This window comes from Bacteroides sp. OM08-11 (assembly GCF_003438665.1).
Taxonomy (GTDB): domain Bacteria; phylum Bacteroidota; class Bacteroidia; order Bacteroidales; family Bacteroidaceae; genus Bacteroides; species Bacteroides cutis.
The window spans coordinates 114144-130926 of record NZ_QSTJ01000007.1 but is presented as its reverse complement, the minus strand read 5'-3'; the positions used below and the strand labels follow the sequence as shown (position 1 = coordinate 130926).

The window sequence follows — 16783 nt, the reverse complement described above, 5'->3', positions numbered from 1 at the left end:
AATCAACATGAGTAACGAACAAATTAAAAAGGATTTGCTTATACAAAGAGCATTTCTCAAAAAAGAACTAGATCAACTAAGATTTATCGCCGAAGTTACCGGAACAAACCAAGAAAAAGAGATCGACAAAAGGTTAGACCGGTTATTAACAATCGACAAAATCTTAAAAGAGTTAGAAAAAAAGAAATAAAACAAAGCCCCTCTCTCCGGAGAGGGTACTAAAAATAAATATATGGCACTGAAAGATGAATTACTGGCATTAAAGCCACTACTTGGTACAGACTCTCCAGAGTTCTATACCAAAATGACAGAAATAGCAGCCAAGTACAATTCGGAAGAAGACAAGAAAGCTATTGCCAACTTTGTATCAGAGCGCTTACAGAACATTGATAAGAAACTGGATGTTGTAGAAGAGAGCGCAATCAAATTACAACTGCAAGAAGTGGCCGAAATTGTCTCTCTAAGCTACCTCGCAAAGAAGTACTTTAATAAAAGTAGATCATGGCTGTATCAGAGATTAAACGGCAATTTGGTAAACGGAAAACCGGCACGCTTTACACAAGAAGAATTACAGACATTCAACAATGCCCTGCAAGACATTTCTAAAAAAATAGGCTCACTTAGTATCTCATATTGATACTCTGTTATTTGACACTATCCTCGTAGTTGAGCCGCTACGGGGATTTTATTTATAGAAAAGCCCCAACCCTTACGAGTTCAGGCAAACACTTGTCGCTACAAGTACACTTCTACTTTCTTATTCTCCTATATACGAGCCAAACCGCAACTGTCAAGACAAAGGCAAGAATGAAACTAATTGTCCAACCTCGGTCTCTGAAAGGGTAAATCCAAGGCAGCTGTTGCACTTTCCTTTCTATAAATTCTTTCAACTGATAAAAGATTATAACCAGAATATTTAACGGTATAAAAAACAACTATTAACCTACATCTACTTCAACCTACATAACTGGGCTGTACCCCAAAACAATACCACAACCAAAGCATAATACCACCCAACCAGACAAGAATCACATCAATATAATATAGTTTCAATATCCGACTAATTAACACGGCTAAAAGTTCTCCACAAAGTACATAGGCAGCAACCATAGTAATAAGCTGGTCATTGGCAACCTTTATTAAAATCAAGGTTCCTATAACAGGAATAAGAGATGTACAGTCGATAAGAAGTTGTTGCTTGTCGTTCATAATACAATACCTGAAATTAAGGCACAAATATAAACATTATTTATAAAAGAAACATATATAACGAAACACATAACCAAGAAGAATTAGGATTACAATACAAAGAGCTAACGGAAAAAAGAGTAACTTATTCAGTCACTCCTTTCACAAACAGTCAATAAATATCCACTAATCAAACGATACAAACATAAGCATAAATAACCCGACCAAAGCCATAGCAAATGCAATCACCATATAAAATACTTTTTTCATAACTAATAATTTGGTTAAACACATTATTCACTATTGTACGCTTAACAACGTCCTCTTATCTCCAACAAAACCTCAGCCACATAAAAGCTGAGGTCCAGCATGTTCCCTTCGATACATACAATCAATTAACACACAATATTGGAACATTCTGTAAATCCAGTATAAAGAAACTGCAATGGCTGAAAAAAGGACTATACTATATACCGGATTATACTATAAAGACAAATGTTTTTCTGAAAATCCTTACATGATTTGAAGGAAATTTTAAGTAAGAAAGGATACACAAACGAAAAAACTTGATAGAAGTTAGGATAGACAAATAAATGCAAACTATTTATTTAACCTCTTTCCTTCGCAATATATTCATCATACCCCTTTTGCCAAAAATACATATCTACAACCTTCATTGATGGGTAGAAGCAGTGAAGTTTTTCAGAAATATATCTTTGGCATTGTTGTATTGTATCTTTATTGCTCTGAGAACAGTCGATTATCCGCTTTAGCAATTCCTCGTCAAACTGCTTGCCTTGACAATGAAATGCCTGCTTAAACAAACCATCCAACGCAGGGACGCAACCAATGGTTCCCAACATTATTTTAGTAATCAATGTATCTGTCACAGCAAGGTTTAAGGGTGAAGTACTGTTTTCCGGTTTATAATATTTGATTTCACCGTAGTACTTTTTAAGTTCACCGTACAAGTCCATTATTTGAGAAATATCATTCATTGTAAACCATTCTTTTCGTAGGGAATGAAATTTCCTTATTATGTTTACGGCATCCATATGAATCGTATAATCTTTCCAAAGTATTCCGCAACTACCTCTATACATCCCCCAACTCGCCAAATAAAAAGCAAGGTGAAGAGCTAAATGGTCTGTTGGATTATCTAAATTGTTGAATGCCCCATGGCAATACTCCCACGATTTAAAACGATGATTTGAGTCTTGAACCATATTACTCAAATATTTGTCAACGCTACTTTTGTCTATGGTTAAAACTGGATATGTCATTTTTATATACTGTGCTAATTGTTTGACTCAATAAATTCCTTCAACCGGTAAAGCCGGATAATAGCCGGATTATAAAACTCATCGGGATAGTGTTGCTTAATATCGTTGATATTAGCACGAACATAAATTTTAGCATCCATGATATGTTCAGCCTCGCTTAAAGTTACCTCCTTTGGCAATTGGGCACTCTCAGACCATTGTATGAGAGCTTTTACACTATCTTCATCGTAAATATATGCCATATTGCCTTTGTTGCAAAAGAATAATAGAAGAGCGAAAGCAAAAAAAGGCCCATAAGTCTACTTTACATAATTACATTCAAAGATATCTAAATATACCAGCCTAATCATCATCCTGAGTTTTTTGATATAATAATGATATAACATTCTTTTTTGACAGAAGCAATCTCCGTCTTATTTCATGTCTTGTGGGATTATCTATATTAAAATAGAAATCTCCCAACATCGTCGTAACTTCATCTTCCAATTTTTCTACTTCATCAGCTATTCTCCGCGAAAGAGAGATGTCAAAAGACCGAACCAATGATTGTAAATGATCAAAAAAAGCGTTTATTTGTTCTTTTCGCTCAGCTTGTTTTTCACTCAGCAATATTATGTTTCCCGAATTTCCCGGTTGTAATATTAACATATCAGACAATACATCTTCAATTATCTTCTTATAAAAAGCATTAACATCTTCAATTTGAGGTAAAACTATTACACTTAAAAACCAATTTTTTTTATTCGCAACTTTTTGTTCTTCCCTATTCTTCCTCATCTGTTTGTTAAACTGATAAATCGCAATAGCTACACTTAATATTGCTAATAATAAAGTAATTACCTCATTAAAAGATAAATAATAGTATGAATCTTTATGTTCCACAGTATTAGCAACAATCTGATTCAATAAATTTATTATTGTATCATTAGAGTATGCCGTTGTCGTATCTATAGTTACTAGCATTATGAATTCATTCAATCAAGTCCGGTAGAATCATTCATCTCATTTTCTGCTTTGCGAAAACATTCTTTAAGATTTCGCTCAATAAAGGGACGCAACGGTTTTTCTACTTGAGATAAATCTATAAGATATTTCTTTTTAAAAGTATCAACACTTCCCAGCGCTTTTATGCTATTGAAAAATAAACCAAGAAAAAATGAAGCATTAATGGATGTAGTGCCAGATGGTATATATACGTTGTATTCATAATCCTTTTGGTCCATTTCATCCAATTTTAATTCTTCTCTGACTTTTCTCCCCTCTGGTCTTCCAGTAAAAAGAGTACTACCAACTCCTCTATGGGCAGCAGTTAACTGTATAGCCAATCTATTTTTCTCCATTTTTTAAAATTTCATCAAAGAATTGTTCATTTAAATATATCTTACATTCAATAATTGTCCCAGGGAAAAAACCCCTATAATGCTTTAAATATTGACTATTAGGGAGCAAAGATAACTTTTTTTCCTCATTTAACGACAATTTCAAATGATTATCTTCCATGTATGGGCCAACTTTGTTATCACAAGACAACAATGTGTGTCCAGATATAACATTCAAAAGTGAATTAAAGTTCTCATCTTTAATGCCAAAACTTCCTAAAGTGGTAAAAGCTTGTAGAAATTGCATAGTTCCATTTCCACGAGAAGAATCCGTATATTTCAATCTACTAATCCCCTCATTCAGCATATATAGCATAAATAATGATTCCCTTTCAAAACTAAGTTTGGAAGTGAAAAGGTTAGCATGATAACAATATTTTTCATCAACCTTCTTATAATTTAGTTTATTTAGTTCTTTCGTTTTCTCAAATCCTTCATACATGGAATCCCCAAAATTTATAATTGTAAGGTTTAATTCCACAACCTTTTCTCCTAATAGTTCCTCACTAAAAGCGATTCCCCTTACATACCATTCACAATTTTTATAACTATGGTCTTCAGCATTGTTGAGAATTTCAGAAACTAAAGACTGTATAGTATTCAATCCATTTGGAGATAAACATTTGTTTACAGGTTCAAAAGAACTATTTATAAAATCTACAATTTGCTGTATAGCTTTTGCTTTAGTATTTTCTTGGTAAGAATTTCTATATTTTCCTTTTATTAAAGTCAAAGGTAATACTTCACCATCTTCATCTTTAAAATCATCATATGCATAATAGTCCAGAACATGTAGAAACTTCTTCACCTTCATGTCTCTGTAAGAAGGGATTACTTTAATTTTTCTATAGTTTTTATTTCTGCATATTTGTCTATACCTTTCTTGGCTTAAGAGAAATTCATCATAAAGTATTTGTATCAAAGTGAGCGTTGATATGCAAACTTTATTACATTTCGTAAAATCTAAAATAATATGTCCTTCTCCTTTTATAAAAAGGGATATTAATATTCTAAAGAAAACTATGCATTCATCAAAATTATGATAAAAAGAAAAAAACTCAGGAATTTCTATCTTATTAGATGTATATTGGAGTGGTACTCCTAACTTTTTATGCAAAAGATTTAGAGAATAAGGAAAAAAAAACTTTTTTGATTTACATAAATGAGAATAAGATTGATATCTTCGCCGCATTCTGTTAGGTCTATGTCTCCTATATTTACATATTTTCTTTTCGATTAATCTATTTCTCTTTTTATTCATAATTCCTACAATAGTATCTTTGCAAAGATATACAAAATCTTTATCTATAAATAAAAATAACAATATAATTTGCCAAATATATCACCACTGCCACAAGTCATAACTCACCCCAGCTCCAACATAAAAACCTCCCGGATACCCATACCCAGCCTGCAAGCCTAATCCCCAACGCTTCTTCTTCGGCTTGACGGTGACCGGATGATAAATATCATTCGTCACCGTCTGATAAACAGTTCTTGAATACACAGTCATACTATCCAGTCGCGGGTCTACATATCCGCTCACCACCGCACGATACAAGCTATCTTCATACACAGCCCGTTTGCGATGAAGCAAGGTATCACCTATACGTACTGTATCATTCGGCAATATCTGCCAAAACACTGCCATCGGTGCAGAGATAAAAACCGTATCAGTCTTAACAACCGTCTGTATCTTCGTCTCGGTACGTATTTCCGCCGGCAAAGGCTCGTGCGGACGGAACCAAGCCACCACACAAGCAATTGCCAGCAATACAACTAATATCCAAGACAACTTTTTCATAAGCCCAAATATTTCATAGTACCCCACACATGAAGCGAGACAATAGCTCTTTTACCTTCCTCGGACAACAAAAACTCTACATCCTCCCTATTATCCTGGAACAGATTCTCAGTAAGAACAGCCGGACAATTCGTATGCCTCAGTATGTAAAACTGCGATTCTCTGTCCGGATCACCATCTGCCATATCCTTGCGCATTTTCATTCCCGGCAAACAGTGTTCAGCATCCTCGTACAGACAAGTAGCCAGTTTATCAGCCTTTGTTTTGCCAACACTGGTCCATGCTTCCCAACCGCGAGCAGACATCCAATCACTTCCATTACCGGCAGCATTGCAGTGAATAGAAACAAGTATAGCTTCAGAAGCTTTATACTCATTCACTCTACGGCATCTCTCTGCCAATGGAACATCAATTTCTTCCTTGACGATACGTTCAGCGTCAATTCCGTTCTTTCTAAGCTCCATCACCAGACGTTCGGCTATCTCACGAGTATAAGCATACTCTCTCAACCGGCCGTCCGGAGAACACTTGCCGGGAGTGTTACTGCCATGCCCGTTGTCAATCAAGACTTTCATTTCTTATCCTCCTTACCATTATTCATATACTCCACTACAGCCTTAGCAATCTCAGTAGGGTCGGCCTTATGTTTCGCAATCTCTGCAGCTAATGCTGCCACCTGCTTCATCTCCCTGCGTTCCTTTTCTTCAGCTTTCTCATAGATGGACTTCACCTCAATGGCGGCTACACCAAAAGCCCCTAACAAGGTTATAAACGGGAAAACCGGTATATGGTACCCGTAGTAGTTATCCAGATACCAAACACCAGCTATTTGCATACCATCAACTACCACAAGCGCCAACAACGCATTGTAATACCTCGCTACTTTGTTGACAGTACGTTTCCAGCCATCACTGGAAATCTTTTCATTCCTCTGCTTGGCCTTTCGTATTCCGGCCCATAAGTCAAATGCGATAAAAAACAGCGGAGTCATCAAAATACCGAATAACATCCACGCCACAACGAATAACTCATCTAATCCTTTCATCTTTCCTTTTATTTAATTAATTATCAGATATCACAAAAATAAGTAAGCCTTTAGCAAACATTTCATCAATTAAAGATATTCCACTGACATGGAATGTCAATGCAAAGTTACCAAGCTACGCTTCCACGAAAAAGGACATAAAAAGAACCCGATGACAACGTTAATTACCCACAATATCCAGATTATAAGCAAAGGTACTTTAATCAGAGCTACCCATCCTTAATAAATGATCATCAAGTGTTTTTGGATTACATTTCAGCTTCCGACAAATAGCTGCCTTAGAATAGCCGTATTCAAGCATAGTTTTTATTAAAGATTCTTTCCCCGTAAGCTTATAATGTGAGTTACGCCCCCCTTTGTGCCTGCCCAATTTCTGTCCTTCGGCAACGCGCCTGGCAAGCCCCTCTCTCGTCCGCTGGCTTATCAAATCACGTTCAATTTGTGCGGACAATCCGAAAGCAAATGCAAGAATTTGCGATTGGATATTATTACCCAGTTCATACTTTTCCTTTACGGTAAGAACTGTTATGTTTTTCTGCATAAGTGTGTTTAGAATAGACATGACTTCCATTAATCGACGCCCCAAACGGCTGATTTCCGAAGCTATTAATGTATCCCCCTTCTTTAACTTTTTAATAAGGGAACCGAGTTTTCGTTTTTTTGCAGACTTTGTTCCTGATACCGTTTCGGATATCCACTTATCAATATTTAACTCTCTGATACGAGCAAATTTTTCAATCTCGAATCGTTGGTTTTCGACAGTTTGTTTGTCCGTACTAACACGAATGTAAGCGTAAATCATTTTTGTCGTAAAAGTAAGGATAGTATCTGTGTAGACAAAACTTATATCAGACGCCCCTAAAAAGTAAGATTATGGCAGAGAAACAAGATATACCGATGAACGCGTTTAAAATACTGACGAATGTGGCGTATTTATACGGTGAAGCTACAGATATTAGCCAAGGGAAGATTGGGAGGAATACTTTTCTGAGTAGGGTATTAAAAGAAATGAACCTTCCAAGTTCCGCTACTAATGTGATAGGTGACTATGATGATTTAGACAGTGGCTATGGATATTATAATAATTCAAATGATCCCTCCGGCCAATATGCTCCAGCTGGAACTGCAGGCTTTTTTATTAGGTTCAGAGTGCATTTAGATTCGATTTCGACAACTTTTTTCTTTCCTACAGCAGCAGGAGAACATAAATTATGGTATCGGGTAAAGGGAGGCGTATGTGTCGAATTTAGTCTATAACATTTACCTAATCTGACGGGTATAAATTGCCTCTTTCATTTCTTATCCAATCTTTTGCCCCTAAAATGTACAAGGATATGGCAGACAAGAAAGAAAATGCGATGGGTGATGGCATTCCGGCAAGGCTGCGTGGATTGGATACAAATGGTAACAGCATATCACCGACATTGGCAAAGGTAATGGATGCGATGGGATTTAAGCGGTATGTCTACGAACTTATAGACGGCCAAGAACTAAGTCTTGAGACAACTGATAGCGGTCTATATATTGTGTATGTATCTTATTACGCGTATGTAGCTTTATATATTATCAGTCCCTATACCCACAACTCTATAACTTCGTACGATTCACGTTTTTTTGGAAATTTTGTTGCGAGCACCGATTTAAAAATATTATTCGGGAGAAAAGTTGATACGGGCGTGTTGTATATTAAAAATAATAGTGGTCAAAAAGTAATAGTAAACATCAAAAAAATTACTATCTAAGAGTAGGCTAATTTATATGTGACCTTTCTTGCCGTATCTTGTGCCCCTAAAATGTACAAGTTATGGCTGATAAGAAAGAAAATGAGTTAAGTGCTGGAATACCTGTACGGTTACGAGGAATAGACACAGAAGGGAATAGTATAAATGTTTCAATGACAGAAACTAAGAAATCCTTGTTTTTTGTCCAATTCATAAATAATGGTTCTTTAAATGATATAAATATACCGGGGGAATATATTTTGTATCCAGCTGTAAAAGATAATCCTTTTAATGGTTGGTGTTGGCTAAAAGTAATAGGAGGTTCTGATTATATTCAAATTCTAATTCTTTTTTCCTCTTTAGAAGAAAAAAGAAGAAGCTGTATCAATGGAGAGTATTCAGAATGGAAATAAAAATTACTCATATTTCCTAATCGTATGATAACGATGATTCACCCCATATTCTTTGCCCCTAAAATGTACAAGGATATGGCAGATAAACGAATGAATGAGTTTCAGCAGGTGGCAGATGCGGAATATGTGTATGCGGAAGCAGCTGACGGTAGTCAAATAAAAATGGAATGGAATAATATTATAAAGAAAATCATTCCAAAATTATTAGAAAACAAGAATTTTTTGCCAGATAATGCTTCTCTTGATACTATTGAAAATGCTTTTGGTTATGCTTATGGATATAATGATAACTCGGGTATATGGGGGCCTTTTATATCATTCGGTGCTGAAGGTTATCAAGTCCAATTAAAATTCGATTATAAAGGGGAAGGAATTAAATTTAGAGTAAAGTATAAGGATGAAGATAACAATCCCCAATACACTCTTTGGAGGGCAATATCTTTTACTTGATTTTCATGCAAATACCTGTACATGCTTTCTGTACCATATTCATTGCCCCTAAAAAGTACAAGTTATGGCAGATATTAAGATGTCTGATTTCACTCAGGCGACTGAAATAGAGTATGTGTATGCGGAAGCAGCTGACGGTAGTCAAGTAAAAATAAAGAAGAATGACCTAATACGTGAAAAACAATTTTATATGGGGGTCAATCAGGAAATTGATCTTGGATTTAATACATCAGCGCTATTATGCATAAAAGCGCCCCAGCTAACTGGCTCGTTAGCTGTTGTAATGTCTTTTAGCAATAGCGTTTATTTCTCTGAAATATCAAATAATAATGATGTATATGTATTTACAAAAGATATACCTGGTAAAGTGTGTATTTATAAGACAGAAGAATATGGTAATATTAAAGTCAAAAATTTGACAAATGACCCTTCATTTATAATTGTTTCCATCTTGTAGTATATATAATGATCCTAATCGCCATGCCTCTCTGAAATAAAGCATGGCGGTAAATCGTTCATTAAAGTTCAATTTCTGTAAAATTTCCTGTTATATCCATAATCTGTGATATATCCTCATGGAAACCAATTAAACACAATTTATGTCCACCGTACTGGTTAACATATACATCTATTCCAAAATATTCTTCCCCATCATAATTGACTCCTCTTAAATTGGAAAAACAGCCATATTCAGTATGAGCTATATCATGTTGTAATGCACCTCCTGACGCATAATGTATCTTACACCAACCGGGTAAGCTATGGTTCATCGAAGGATCTGACATCGTAAATAACTCAAAAAAATTAAAATGGCAGCTATTATTCTCACCTATTTTAAATAAAGTGACGGTTTTGGTTATACTGCCTCCATCTGGTTTAGACAGTGATATAACGTGTTTCGGTAGCCAATAATACATTCCATTCCCGTAACTTCGCTCTCCAGGTATTACTTCAGCAACTTCTTGTAAGGATGGTGTAATACTATTCCCTTCTACATCTATACCTCTTAATAGTGTAGGAAGCCCGCCAATCAACTCATTTTCTTTTTTGTCTGCCATATCTTTGTACATTTTAGGGGCAAAGAATGTGGAAGATATACAAAGAGTTGAATAACACTTTCTAATTAAGTAAGATTAATTAACCTCCAAGTAAAAAAATCATTTTTATTTGATGAGAATCTAAAATACAATTTCCAATCATTGAGACCACATAAAAATTGCATAACATAACTTCCTTCTTGAAGTGCGAAAGAACTCAATAAGCCAACTCCAGTAAATCCATTAGGAATATTAGCACAATTTTCTGCTTGTAATGCGATTGTACAATTATTTATAATAGTATTACAATCTGTGCACCATTCACCCCATTTATATGTGTTGTAAGGAAACAATCTCAACTCTTGCATTATTTCACCTATGTTTTTAGCTAAATCACTCTTCTTTATTTTCACCTGTGAACCATCAGCTAACTCTGCATACACATACTCCATGTCCGTAGCCGGTGTAAATTGATTCATCCTCTTATCTGCCATAATCTTACTTTTTAGGGGCATAATTTCCGGATGGAAATATTACCCGATTTAACATTTTGTTTTTAGTCTCGTTTTGTAAATTATAAATCAAATTATTCCGTAGTATCTGAAGAACTCAAAAGGAGTTCTCACATCAAGATAACCGTCTACCTCTTCGTTGGCTTCAGCTTCCATTTCAAACGCTGAATTTCCGTAAGCCTTATCACCTACATTCACCCAGCATCGGTTACGGCATAAGTGATAAACGTATGAAATCGCATACTCCAACCCGTACTGCAGATAGAACCACAGTGGACACAACAGATATGCCCATACACTGAATGATGTCAATATCATAACAAGTGTCAACAGAATCGCAACGGCAATCATGCACTCCTCCCATTGCCTCACATGGATGGCTTCATGGTTAAGGACCCGCTGCTTCATTTCCTCCTTCGTTTTCTTGGTAAAGACGAAACAACCTAAAGTTATGGTGCTGTAGCCTTGCCACAGCAGCCACTTTGCTAATTTGCTTTCATAAAATACTTTCATATCTTGTATATATTAAGTGTAATCTCTTATAAACTTGTTGTTACTTTATTCTCCGACAAGGATGTTATTTCCAGGGTTTATGACATACCATCTTACGCCTAATAGCGTTTCACCTTCTCGACAAGGAAGTGCTTTCAGTTGCGCTAATCCATAATCGTTGAATGTAAACGAATTGAAAGCAGTCTGATAAATATCTGCGGAAATCATATATCCTCCTCCGGCAACCTTCACAATAGGTGATGATCCATATCTTGTAGCCAGATTACCCCAATAGAGCGTACATTCCACCCCCTCGTATTCTGCCGCATTCGGAAGGTAAATAGTACTTTTTCCGTAGGGAGTAGTTATGATTCCGCCCACATCGAAATTGAATCCGGTTAAAAAGTCCAGATAGATGTCATAACCGGTTGATTCCAGATTTTTCATATGTCTAATTATGGAACCGTCGAAGAATGTATTCCCATATTTGTCCCAGCGAATATTTCCACCTGCCAGCATGCCATCGCCTTCCTCACACATCTGTATGGGAGCATTTTCCGGATCAGAATCTCCAACCCATATCCGTACTTTCTTCCCCGTCTGTTTTCCGCTAAGTCCCGCTGTTACTGTTCCATCATCTTTTTTTATGAGCAGCTGGTTCCCCTGCATAAAATCAATCTGCGCATCCTTCGCAATGATAAGTGAGGTGAAGATAGCTGTCGTATTAAGCCCGAATTCTTCCCAGTAGGTAGAATTACCCGGAGCATTGGCAAGCGAACTCGTATGAGTAGTTTTACATTTGTACGCCTTCCATCCGGTGGCAACTTGGCCGTCTCTCACAAGGGCTACATCAAGATATCTTGTACCGGAAGTGAGTGACTCATCATTGCGCCATTCTACGCCAATCTTCCATTCTCCTTTGCGGATGATACAACCTTGTATGCCCGGATCACCTTTAATGCTTTCACCATCCGTACCGTCCTGGGCAACAAGTTCATATTCGGCTGTATTGAGTTCCCCGGTCAATATATAGCCGTAGGTCTTCCCACCGTCCTGTGTCTGTAATAATCGGTTGCCGTCCTTATCGGTAATAGTCCACATAGGAGGGTTGTCAGTTCCTGCAGGAACTGTACACTGCCACGTAGCATTTCCCATACGGACAATACCCAGATATGGAATATGCTTACCCGTCTGCCACTGGCCGTGGTTACTGATACTATCCCCATCTTCGCCATCTTTACCGTCCTCACCCTTGAATTTGCTCCATGTATAATCAGTCGGATTCGTGCTCTCAACAGCAGTTTCTTTGTTCACAGCTATACCTATGTATTTCGTATTTTCATTAGGCTGCTGATACATACCGCTACCGTCGGCGTTATCAGAGTATGCGACCCAAGTGTAGTAAGTCTTACCGTTTTCTCCCGGAAGACCAATACCATCTTCTCCTTTAATATCACTCCACTGATAATCCTTTGGATCGTTGCTTTCTACTGAGGTTTCTTTATTATGAGCCAGTCCCAGAAACTTTTTTCCGACGGGACTGTCGCTGATTCCGTTACCTTGAGCGTCATCAGCATAGCGTATCCATGTGTAGAGTACTTTCCCATCCTTACCTGGTTCTCCCGGTATACCATCCGTACCATCCTGAGCTATCATTATATACTCGGTGGAATTCTCGGTTCCGGTTAATATATAGCCATACGTTTTCCCGCCGTCCTGTGTCTGCAACAGGCGGTTACCGTCCTTATCAGTGATAGTCCACATAGGAGGGTTATCAGTACCTTCCGGAACTGTACACATCCATGTGGCCGTCCCCATCTTTACGATGCCTAAATAAGGGACATGCATACCAGTCTGCCACCTTCCGAGAACGCTTACACTTTGTCCGGCCGGACCTTGAATACTTCCTTTGTCTTCAAATGTTTGTCCATTCCATACCCAAAGATGGCCGGCTATAAGATACCCGTCACCAATAGAATTTCCTTCTGCCGGAAGCTGCGATATATCATCCAGTTTATCCTTAATGGTAAAAGAAGTTCCATCCGCACCCTTATCCACTTGAAGCAGCCAGTCAACATTATCTTTCGAGGGCATCGCACTTGTTCCGTCCTCATTGATACATAGCCAAATCCGACCGTCATATGACACACGATCATAAAAATCACACTTCATACCGGTAGTCCATGCTCCCCGGTCATTGACTGTAAGAACAGGTGTACCATCGGGCTTTATCTGTTTGATAACTCCGGTCAAATAGACATTATTCACATATTCCGAATAACCGGACATTTGCAGACCATGAACGGCCAGATTACTCAAATCACCACTTTGGGAAGCTATGTTAGCAGCCGATATTTCCCAAGTATTCTGTTTCCAAAGCCTACGGGTATAAGTGCGCGTAGTATATGTGGACGTCTGCCTATCAGCATTAGTAAAGCTACCATAGCAGACAAAGTGCATAGCCTGACATGGGTGGAAAGTCAACTTCCAGCGTTCGCTGACAGGACGAAGCTGGTATCTGAATTGCTTGTTGTTACTTCCGGTTATTTCGGTGATGGTGAAATAACAAGTATAGAAACCCGCATATTGAAAGTTGCCGCAACTGTCATCACTGTCTGCAGTAGCATTATCTTCTGCCTTTTCACTGTGAAAGATACCCATGCAAATGTCACCTACATCAATAGCACCGTATTCTCCTTCCTCAAGCTTCAGATATCCGGTTCCAGTCATCTGTAAGTTACCGTCCCCGTCTATATCAGGTTCTATTTGCTCGATAATACCTGCGCCCGGAGCATTCCACTTATCACCGAGTGTGACAGAGATCCGGTTATAGCGTAACTCTGGAACTTCAAGAAATCTACGGAGAATAAGGCTTTCCATTTCGCCGTTACCATTCTCATCTATCCTGGCACCAAAACCAGTCAGTCCGGAAGCAAAACCTGCCTTACCGAACACTGCACCTGCCAAAAAAGATACAAGAAAAGATGCCTGGTCCGGTTGATCTTTACGGAGAAAGATTTTCGTCAATTCATCCAAAGAAAATTGTGACAACAAATCCAATACCCCCACAAAAATACGACCCACACGTTCAGCGCTATTCTCTCCTGCAAGGGTAGCATTACGCACTTGCAAAGCTAGTTTCCTTAATATATCAAAAGTATCTGCCATTATTCACCCAAAACTCTACACGTCACACGATTGGCTGTTAGTCCCCCATTTCCCCTATATAAAGGGAAAGAGTACCTATTGTCATTCAAATAGCGCACACATTCTTTTAAGTATCGGTCTGCTACAGAAAAAGCATCATTATAGGCCATGAGCTTCTCTTTAAAATCCGGACGTGAAGAATACTCGTTATCCTTATTCATAAATCCTAAACGGGTAACATTACCATCCCCATTCTTCACTATACGAGCATAGGTATAATAGGCTAATGCCGTTTTCAACCCTACAAAAGAACGTTTTTCACCATATCCTGCATCATAAGAACCACCATTAAGCAACTCATCATAATTCTCTTGGTGTTCTTTTACATCTAAAAGTAAAGCATCCCCCAAAGCTAATTTCAAATCAATGTTCTCCGACTCCCTGATATATGTCTCTATCTTTTCCGCATCGATATGCACTGACATCGTACGGGCTAGCTTAGAGACTTCATCCGTTGTTATTAGATACTGCTGCATTCCTTACGTATTTAAGAGGTTGTACACTAAAGTCATTAGATGGATTAACAGATTCATACCAATGCTCAAAAATCTTCTGAAAAGCACGTTCAATCATTCGCTGTTGTTTTGATACAATAGAGTTATAATACTCAAATGCATCTTCCAATATATCACCGGAAAAGCCCACTTTACCAACCCTTATACAATACCAAGGTTCTTGACCGAAAGCAGAATAAATACGCTCTACCACACTAGTATCAGTTACGGTAAATTCTTTATCATAATTTTTAGAACTGATATCCACAAACTCCGGTTTTTCTTCATCGGATTCCAAAGATACTTCCAATATTTTTGCAGCATTAGTATCTCCTTGAAGTTGTATAATGGTATCTGAAAAGCCTGTATCTTCACTTGGTTTATCTTCTCTTATCGGGTTTCCTTCTTCATCAAGATGTACCGGAGAAACGCCTTTCTTGGTGATAATCATCCCAGAAGGCATGAAATTACAGCGTACATTACGATACTTTATATTAGCAAGCCCTTCATCTGTACTCATTTCCGCAATCACCCGATCAGCCTTTCCGACAGGATACACAAAGTTTCCTGTGTTACTAATCCATAATATCTGTCCTTTATAGTTTTCAATTCCCCCTGCAGCACGAATCTGTGCATACACCACTTCTTTACAAGGATTAAAAACATCGATGAACTCTACATTCTCTTGTGCAACCCTAATAGCCTTACCCTTACGAGTTTTCTTTCCTGTCCAATCTGGATGAACCGCAATCTTTGCAGTATATCCGGTTTCATCTTCCTCTAATAAACGGCAATTCTCAAAGGGGACATGCTGTATCTCTACTATATCAGCAAACATATTATAGTTTACATGTATTGCTATCCCATCATAATCTGCAACATCCCTACATACAAAAGCATGGATATCATCTGCTGTATCACCACGACGATTAACTACATATTTAGAAAAAGTGACCTCACGAAAACCATTCCCTTCTATAAAATTGGCATAACGTTCCGTACATTCACTACCCGTTGAACTCGCAGCGATGATATTCCTTAAATGTTGAGGATATAGATTATCATCACCATAGCTTTGGATGCCAAGATTACGTAAATATCCCGTATCAACACGCCTATTACTTTTCTTCTTTAAATCATTTACATTCATCGTTTCGTGAGGTCATTTATTATTCTGCCGTTTCTTGTTTTAATTCAAAAAGGGATTGAGCCTTTTTTATATGGGCATCCAATAATTTAGAAGTCACCTTCTTTCCATCTATTTGATAGGTTTTAAATGTATCTTTTACAATTTTGACAGTCGCACCTTCCACTTGGAAAGCTTTCACCAATTCTGAAACTAAAATCTCATCCAAAACCGTAACAGGATTCTTGCGTTTTTCAACCCTTTCCTCCCAATCAGAAGGCGTTAAAGCAAAAAACACTATCCCTTTAGGATTTCCCGCAAGAAATCTTTCTGCCGCTTCATCAGTTAGATTATCATTGGTATACATTTCACCACTCCCAAAGCCAGCCTGGAGTAAAACACCATTTTTCAATGCATAATTTGATTTTTCTTTCATCTTTCTGTATTTTTTTAAATATGAATACATCTCAATCACAGCATCACGATAGCAATCACCACATGAAGTTCTAATAAAAGTTCGTCCGAAGACTTCATGATACATTACTTCAATGTCTGATTTATCAGAAGAAGAGAGGGGGAGTTTATCCCCCAACTCTTTCAATTTATCAACCACTTCTAAAACTGTCATACCT

At 37.5% G+C, this 16783-nt stretch carries 24 protein-coding genes; 7 read left to right on the top strand and 17 right to left on the bottom strand.

The window, feature by feature from the left end; genetic code table 11:
• The first annotated feature begins 7 nt into the window (after positions 1 to 7).
• A complete protein-coding gene (locus tag DXC10_RS13080) occupies positions 8 to 190 on the top strand; it encodes a hypothetical protein (RefSeq protein WP_117589094.1) in 183 nt (60 codons plus the stop codon).
• Positions 191 to 232: 42 nt separating this feature from the next.
• Positions 233 to 637, top strand: coding sequence for a DUF5053 domain-containing protein (locus DXC10_RS13075; RefSeq protein ID WP_117738042.1), 405 nt, complete (start codon positions 233 to 235; stop codon positions 635 to 637).
• A 317-nt stretch (positions 638 to 954) separates the two neighbouring features.
• Here DXC10_RS13075 and DXC10_RS13070 read toward each other — a convergent pair whose 3' ends face one another.
• The 10 genes from DXC10_RS13070 to DXC10_RS13025 form a co-directional block, all read right to left on the bottom strand.
• Positions 955 to 1209, bottom strand: a complete 255-nt coding sequence (locus DXC10_RS13070; protein ID WP_117738041.1) for a hypothetical protein — start codon at positions 1207 to 1209, stop codon at positions 955 to 957.
• Between the two features lie 587 nt (positions 1210 to 1796).
• Positions 1797 to 2471, bottom strand: a complete 675-nt coding sequence (locus tag DXC10_RS13065) for a hypothetical protein (protein ID WP_117738040.1) — start codon at positions 2469 to 2471, stop codon at positions 1797 to 1799.
• A gap of 14 nt (positions 2472 to 2485) precedes the next feature.
• A complete protein-coding gene (locus DXC10_RS13060) occupies positions 2486 to 2713 on the bottom strand; it encodes a hypothetical protein (RefSeq protein ID WP_117738039.1) in 228 nt (75 codons plus the stop codon).
• 100 nt (positions 2714 to 2813) lie between these two features.
• The gene (locus tag DXC10_RS13055) at positions 2814 to 3434 is read right to left on the bottom strand and encodes a hypothetical protein (protein WP_117738038.1); all 621 of its coding nucleotides are present in this window, start codon (positions 3432 to 3434) and stop codon (positions 2814 to 2816) included.
• 11 nt (positions 3435 to 3445) lie between these two features.
• A complete protein-coding gene (locus tag DXC10_RS13050; RefSeq protein ID WP_117738037.1) occupies positions 3446 to 3811 on the bottom strand; it encodes a hypothetical protein in 366 nt (121 codons plus the stop codon).
• Positions 3798 to 5111: a hypothetical protein gene (locus DXC10_RS13045; protein WP_117738036.1), complete on the bottom strand. Its 1314-nt coding sequence runs from the start codon at positions 5109 to 5111 to the stop codon at positions 3798 to 3800. The genes DXC10_RS13050 and DXC10_RS13045 overlap by 14 nt, the downstream gene beginning before the upstream one ends.
• A gap of 81 nt (positions 5112 to 5192) precedes the next feature.
• Positions 5193 to 5654 carry a DUF6808 domain-containing protein gene (locus DXC10_RS13040; RefSeq protein ID WP_117738035.1) on the bottom strand — a complete coding sequence of 154 codons (462 nt, stop codon included), beginning with the start codon at positions 5652 to 5654 and terminating at the stop codon, positions 5193 to 5195.
• On the bottom strand, positions 5651 to 6229 hold the full coding sequence (locus DXC10_RS13035; protein WP_117738034.1) for an N-acetylmuramoyl-L-alanine amidase: 579 nt from the start codon (positions 6227 to 6229) through the stop codon (positions 5651 to 5653). Before DXC10_RS13035 ends, DXC10_RS13040 begins: the two co-directional genes overlap by 4 nt.
• Positions 6226 to 6699, bottom strand: coding sequence for a hypothetical protein (locus DXC10_RS13030; RefSeq protein ID WP_117738033.1), 474 nt, complete (start codon positions 6697 to 6699; stop codon positions 6226 to 6228). The genes DXC10_RS13035 and DXC10_RS13030 overlap by 4 nt, the downstream gene beginning before the upstream one ends.
• 199 nt (positions 6700 to 6898) lie before the next feature.
• Complete coding sequence (locus DXC10_RS13025) at positions 6899 to 7501, bottom strand: master DNA invertase Mpi family serine-type recombinase (protein WP_117738032.1); 603 nt, start codon at positions 7499 to 7501, stop codon at positions 6899 to 6901.
• A gap of 71 nt (positions 7502 to 7572) precedes the next feature.
• Here DXC10_RS13025 and DXC10_RS13020 point away from each other — a divergent pair, with 71 nt between their 5' ends.
• The 5 genes from DXC10_RS13020 (at position 7573) to DXC10_RS13000 (ending at position 9740) form a co-directional block, all read left to right on the top strand.
• Positions 7573 to 7956, top strand: a complete 384-nt coding sequence (locus tag DXC10_RS13020) for a hypothetical protein (protein ID WP_117738031.1) — start codon at positions 7573 to 7575, stop codon at positions 7954 to 7956.
• 77 nt (positions 7957 to 8033) lie between these two features.
• Positions 8034 to 8441: a hypothetical protein gene (locus tag DXC10_RS13015; protein WP_147331316.1), complete on the top strand. Its 408-nt coding sequence runs from the start codon at positions 8034 to 8036 to the stop codon at positions 8439 to 8441.
• 62 nt (positions 8442 to 8503) lie between these two features.
• A complete protein-coding gene (locus DXC10_RS13010; protein ID WP_117738029.1) occupies positions 8504 to 8833 on the top strand; it encodes a pyocin knob domain-containing protein in 330 nt (109 codons plus the stop codon).
• A 75-nt stretch (positions 8834 to 8908) separates the two neighbouring features.
• Positions 8909 to 9283, top strand: coding sequence for a hypothetical protein (locus DXC10_RS13005; RefSeq protein ID WP_147331315.1), 375 nt, complete (start codon positions 8909 to 8911; stop codon positions 9281 to 9283).
• Between the two features lie 64 nt (positions 9284 to 9347).
• Positions 9348 to 9740, top strand: coding sequence for a hypothetical protein (locus tag DXC10_RS13000; RefSeq protein WP_117738027.1), 393 nt, complete (start codon positions 9348 to 9350; stop codon positions 9738 to 9740).
• Between the two features lie 61 nt (positions 9741 to 9801).
• On the opposite strand, the gene DXC10_RS12995 is transcribed toward DXC10_RS13000, so the two are convergent.
• From DXC10_RS12995 to DXC10_RS12965, 7 genes are all read right to left on the bottom strand, one after another.
• Positions 9802 to 10341 carry a hypothetical protein gene (locus tag DXC10_RS12995; RefSeq protein ID WP_147331314.1) on the bottom strand — a complete coding sequence of 180 codons (540 nt, stop codon included), beginning with the start codon at positions 10339 to 10341 and terminating at the stop codon, positions 9802 to 9804.
• Between the two features lie 65 nt (positions 10342 to 10406).
• Positions 10407 to 10814, bottom strand: a complete 408-nt coding sequence (locus tag DXC10_RS12990) for a hypothetical protein (RefSeq protein ID WP_147331313.1) — start codon at positions 10812 to 10814, stop codon at positions 10407 to 10409.
• Positions 10815 to 10901: 87 nt separating this feature from the next.
• The gene (locus tag DXC10_RS12985) at positions 10902 to 11345 is read right to left on the bottom strand and encodes a hypothetical protein (protein ID WP_117738024.1); all 444 of its coding nucleotides are present in this window, start codon (positions 11343 to 11345) and stop codon (positions 10902 to 10904) included.
• A 45-nt stretch (positions 11346 to 11390) separates the two neighbouring features.
• Positions 11391 to 14492: a hypothetical protein gene (locus DXC10_RS12980; protein ID WP_117738023.1), complete on the bottom strand. Its 3102-nt coding sequence runs from the start codon at positions 14490 to 14492 to the stop codon at positions 11391 to 11393.
• Positions 14492 to 15007, bottom strand: coding sequence for a hypothetical protein (locus DXC10_RS12975; protein ID WP_117738022.1), 516 nt, complete (start codon positions 15005 to 15007; stop codon positions 14492 to 14494). The genes DXC10_RS12980 and DXC10_RS12975 overlap by 1 nt, the downstream gene beginning before the upstream one ends.
• The gene (locus tag DXC10_RS12970; RefSeq protein ID WP_117738021.1) at positions 14979 to 16175 is read right to left on the bottom strand and encodes a hypothetical protein; all 1197 of its coding nucleotides are present in this window, start codon (positions 16173 to 16175) and stop codon (positions 14979 to 14981) included. The genes DXC10_RS12975 and DXC10_RS12970 overlap by 29 nt, the downstream gene beginning before the upstream one ends.
• Positions 16176 to 16194: 19 nt before the next feature.
• Positions 16195 to 16779: a hypothetical protein gene (locus DXC10_RS12965; RefSeq protein ID WP_117738020.1), complete on the bottom strand. Its 585-nt coding sequence runs from the start codon at positions 16777 to 16779 to the stop codon at positions 16195 to 16197.
• Positions 16780 to 16783 lie beyond the last annotated feature (4 nt).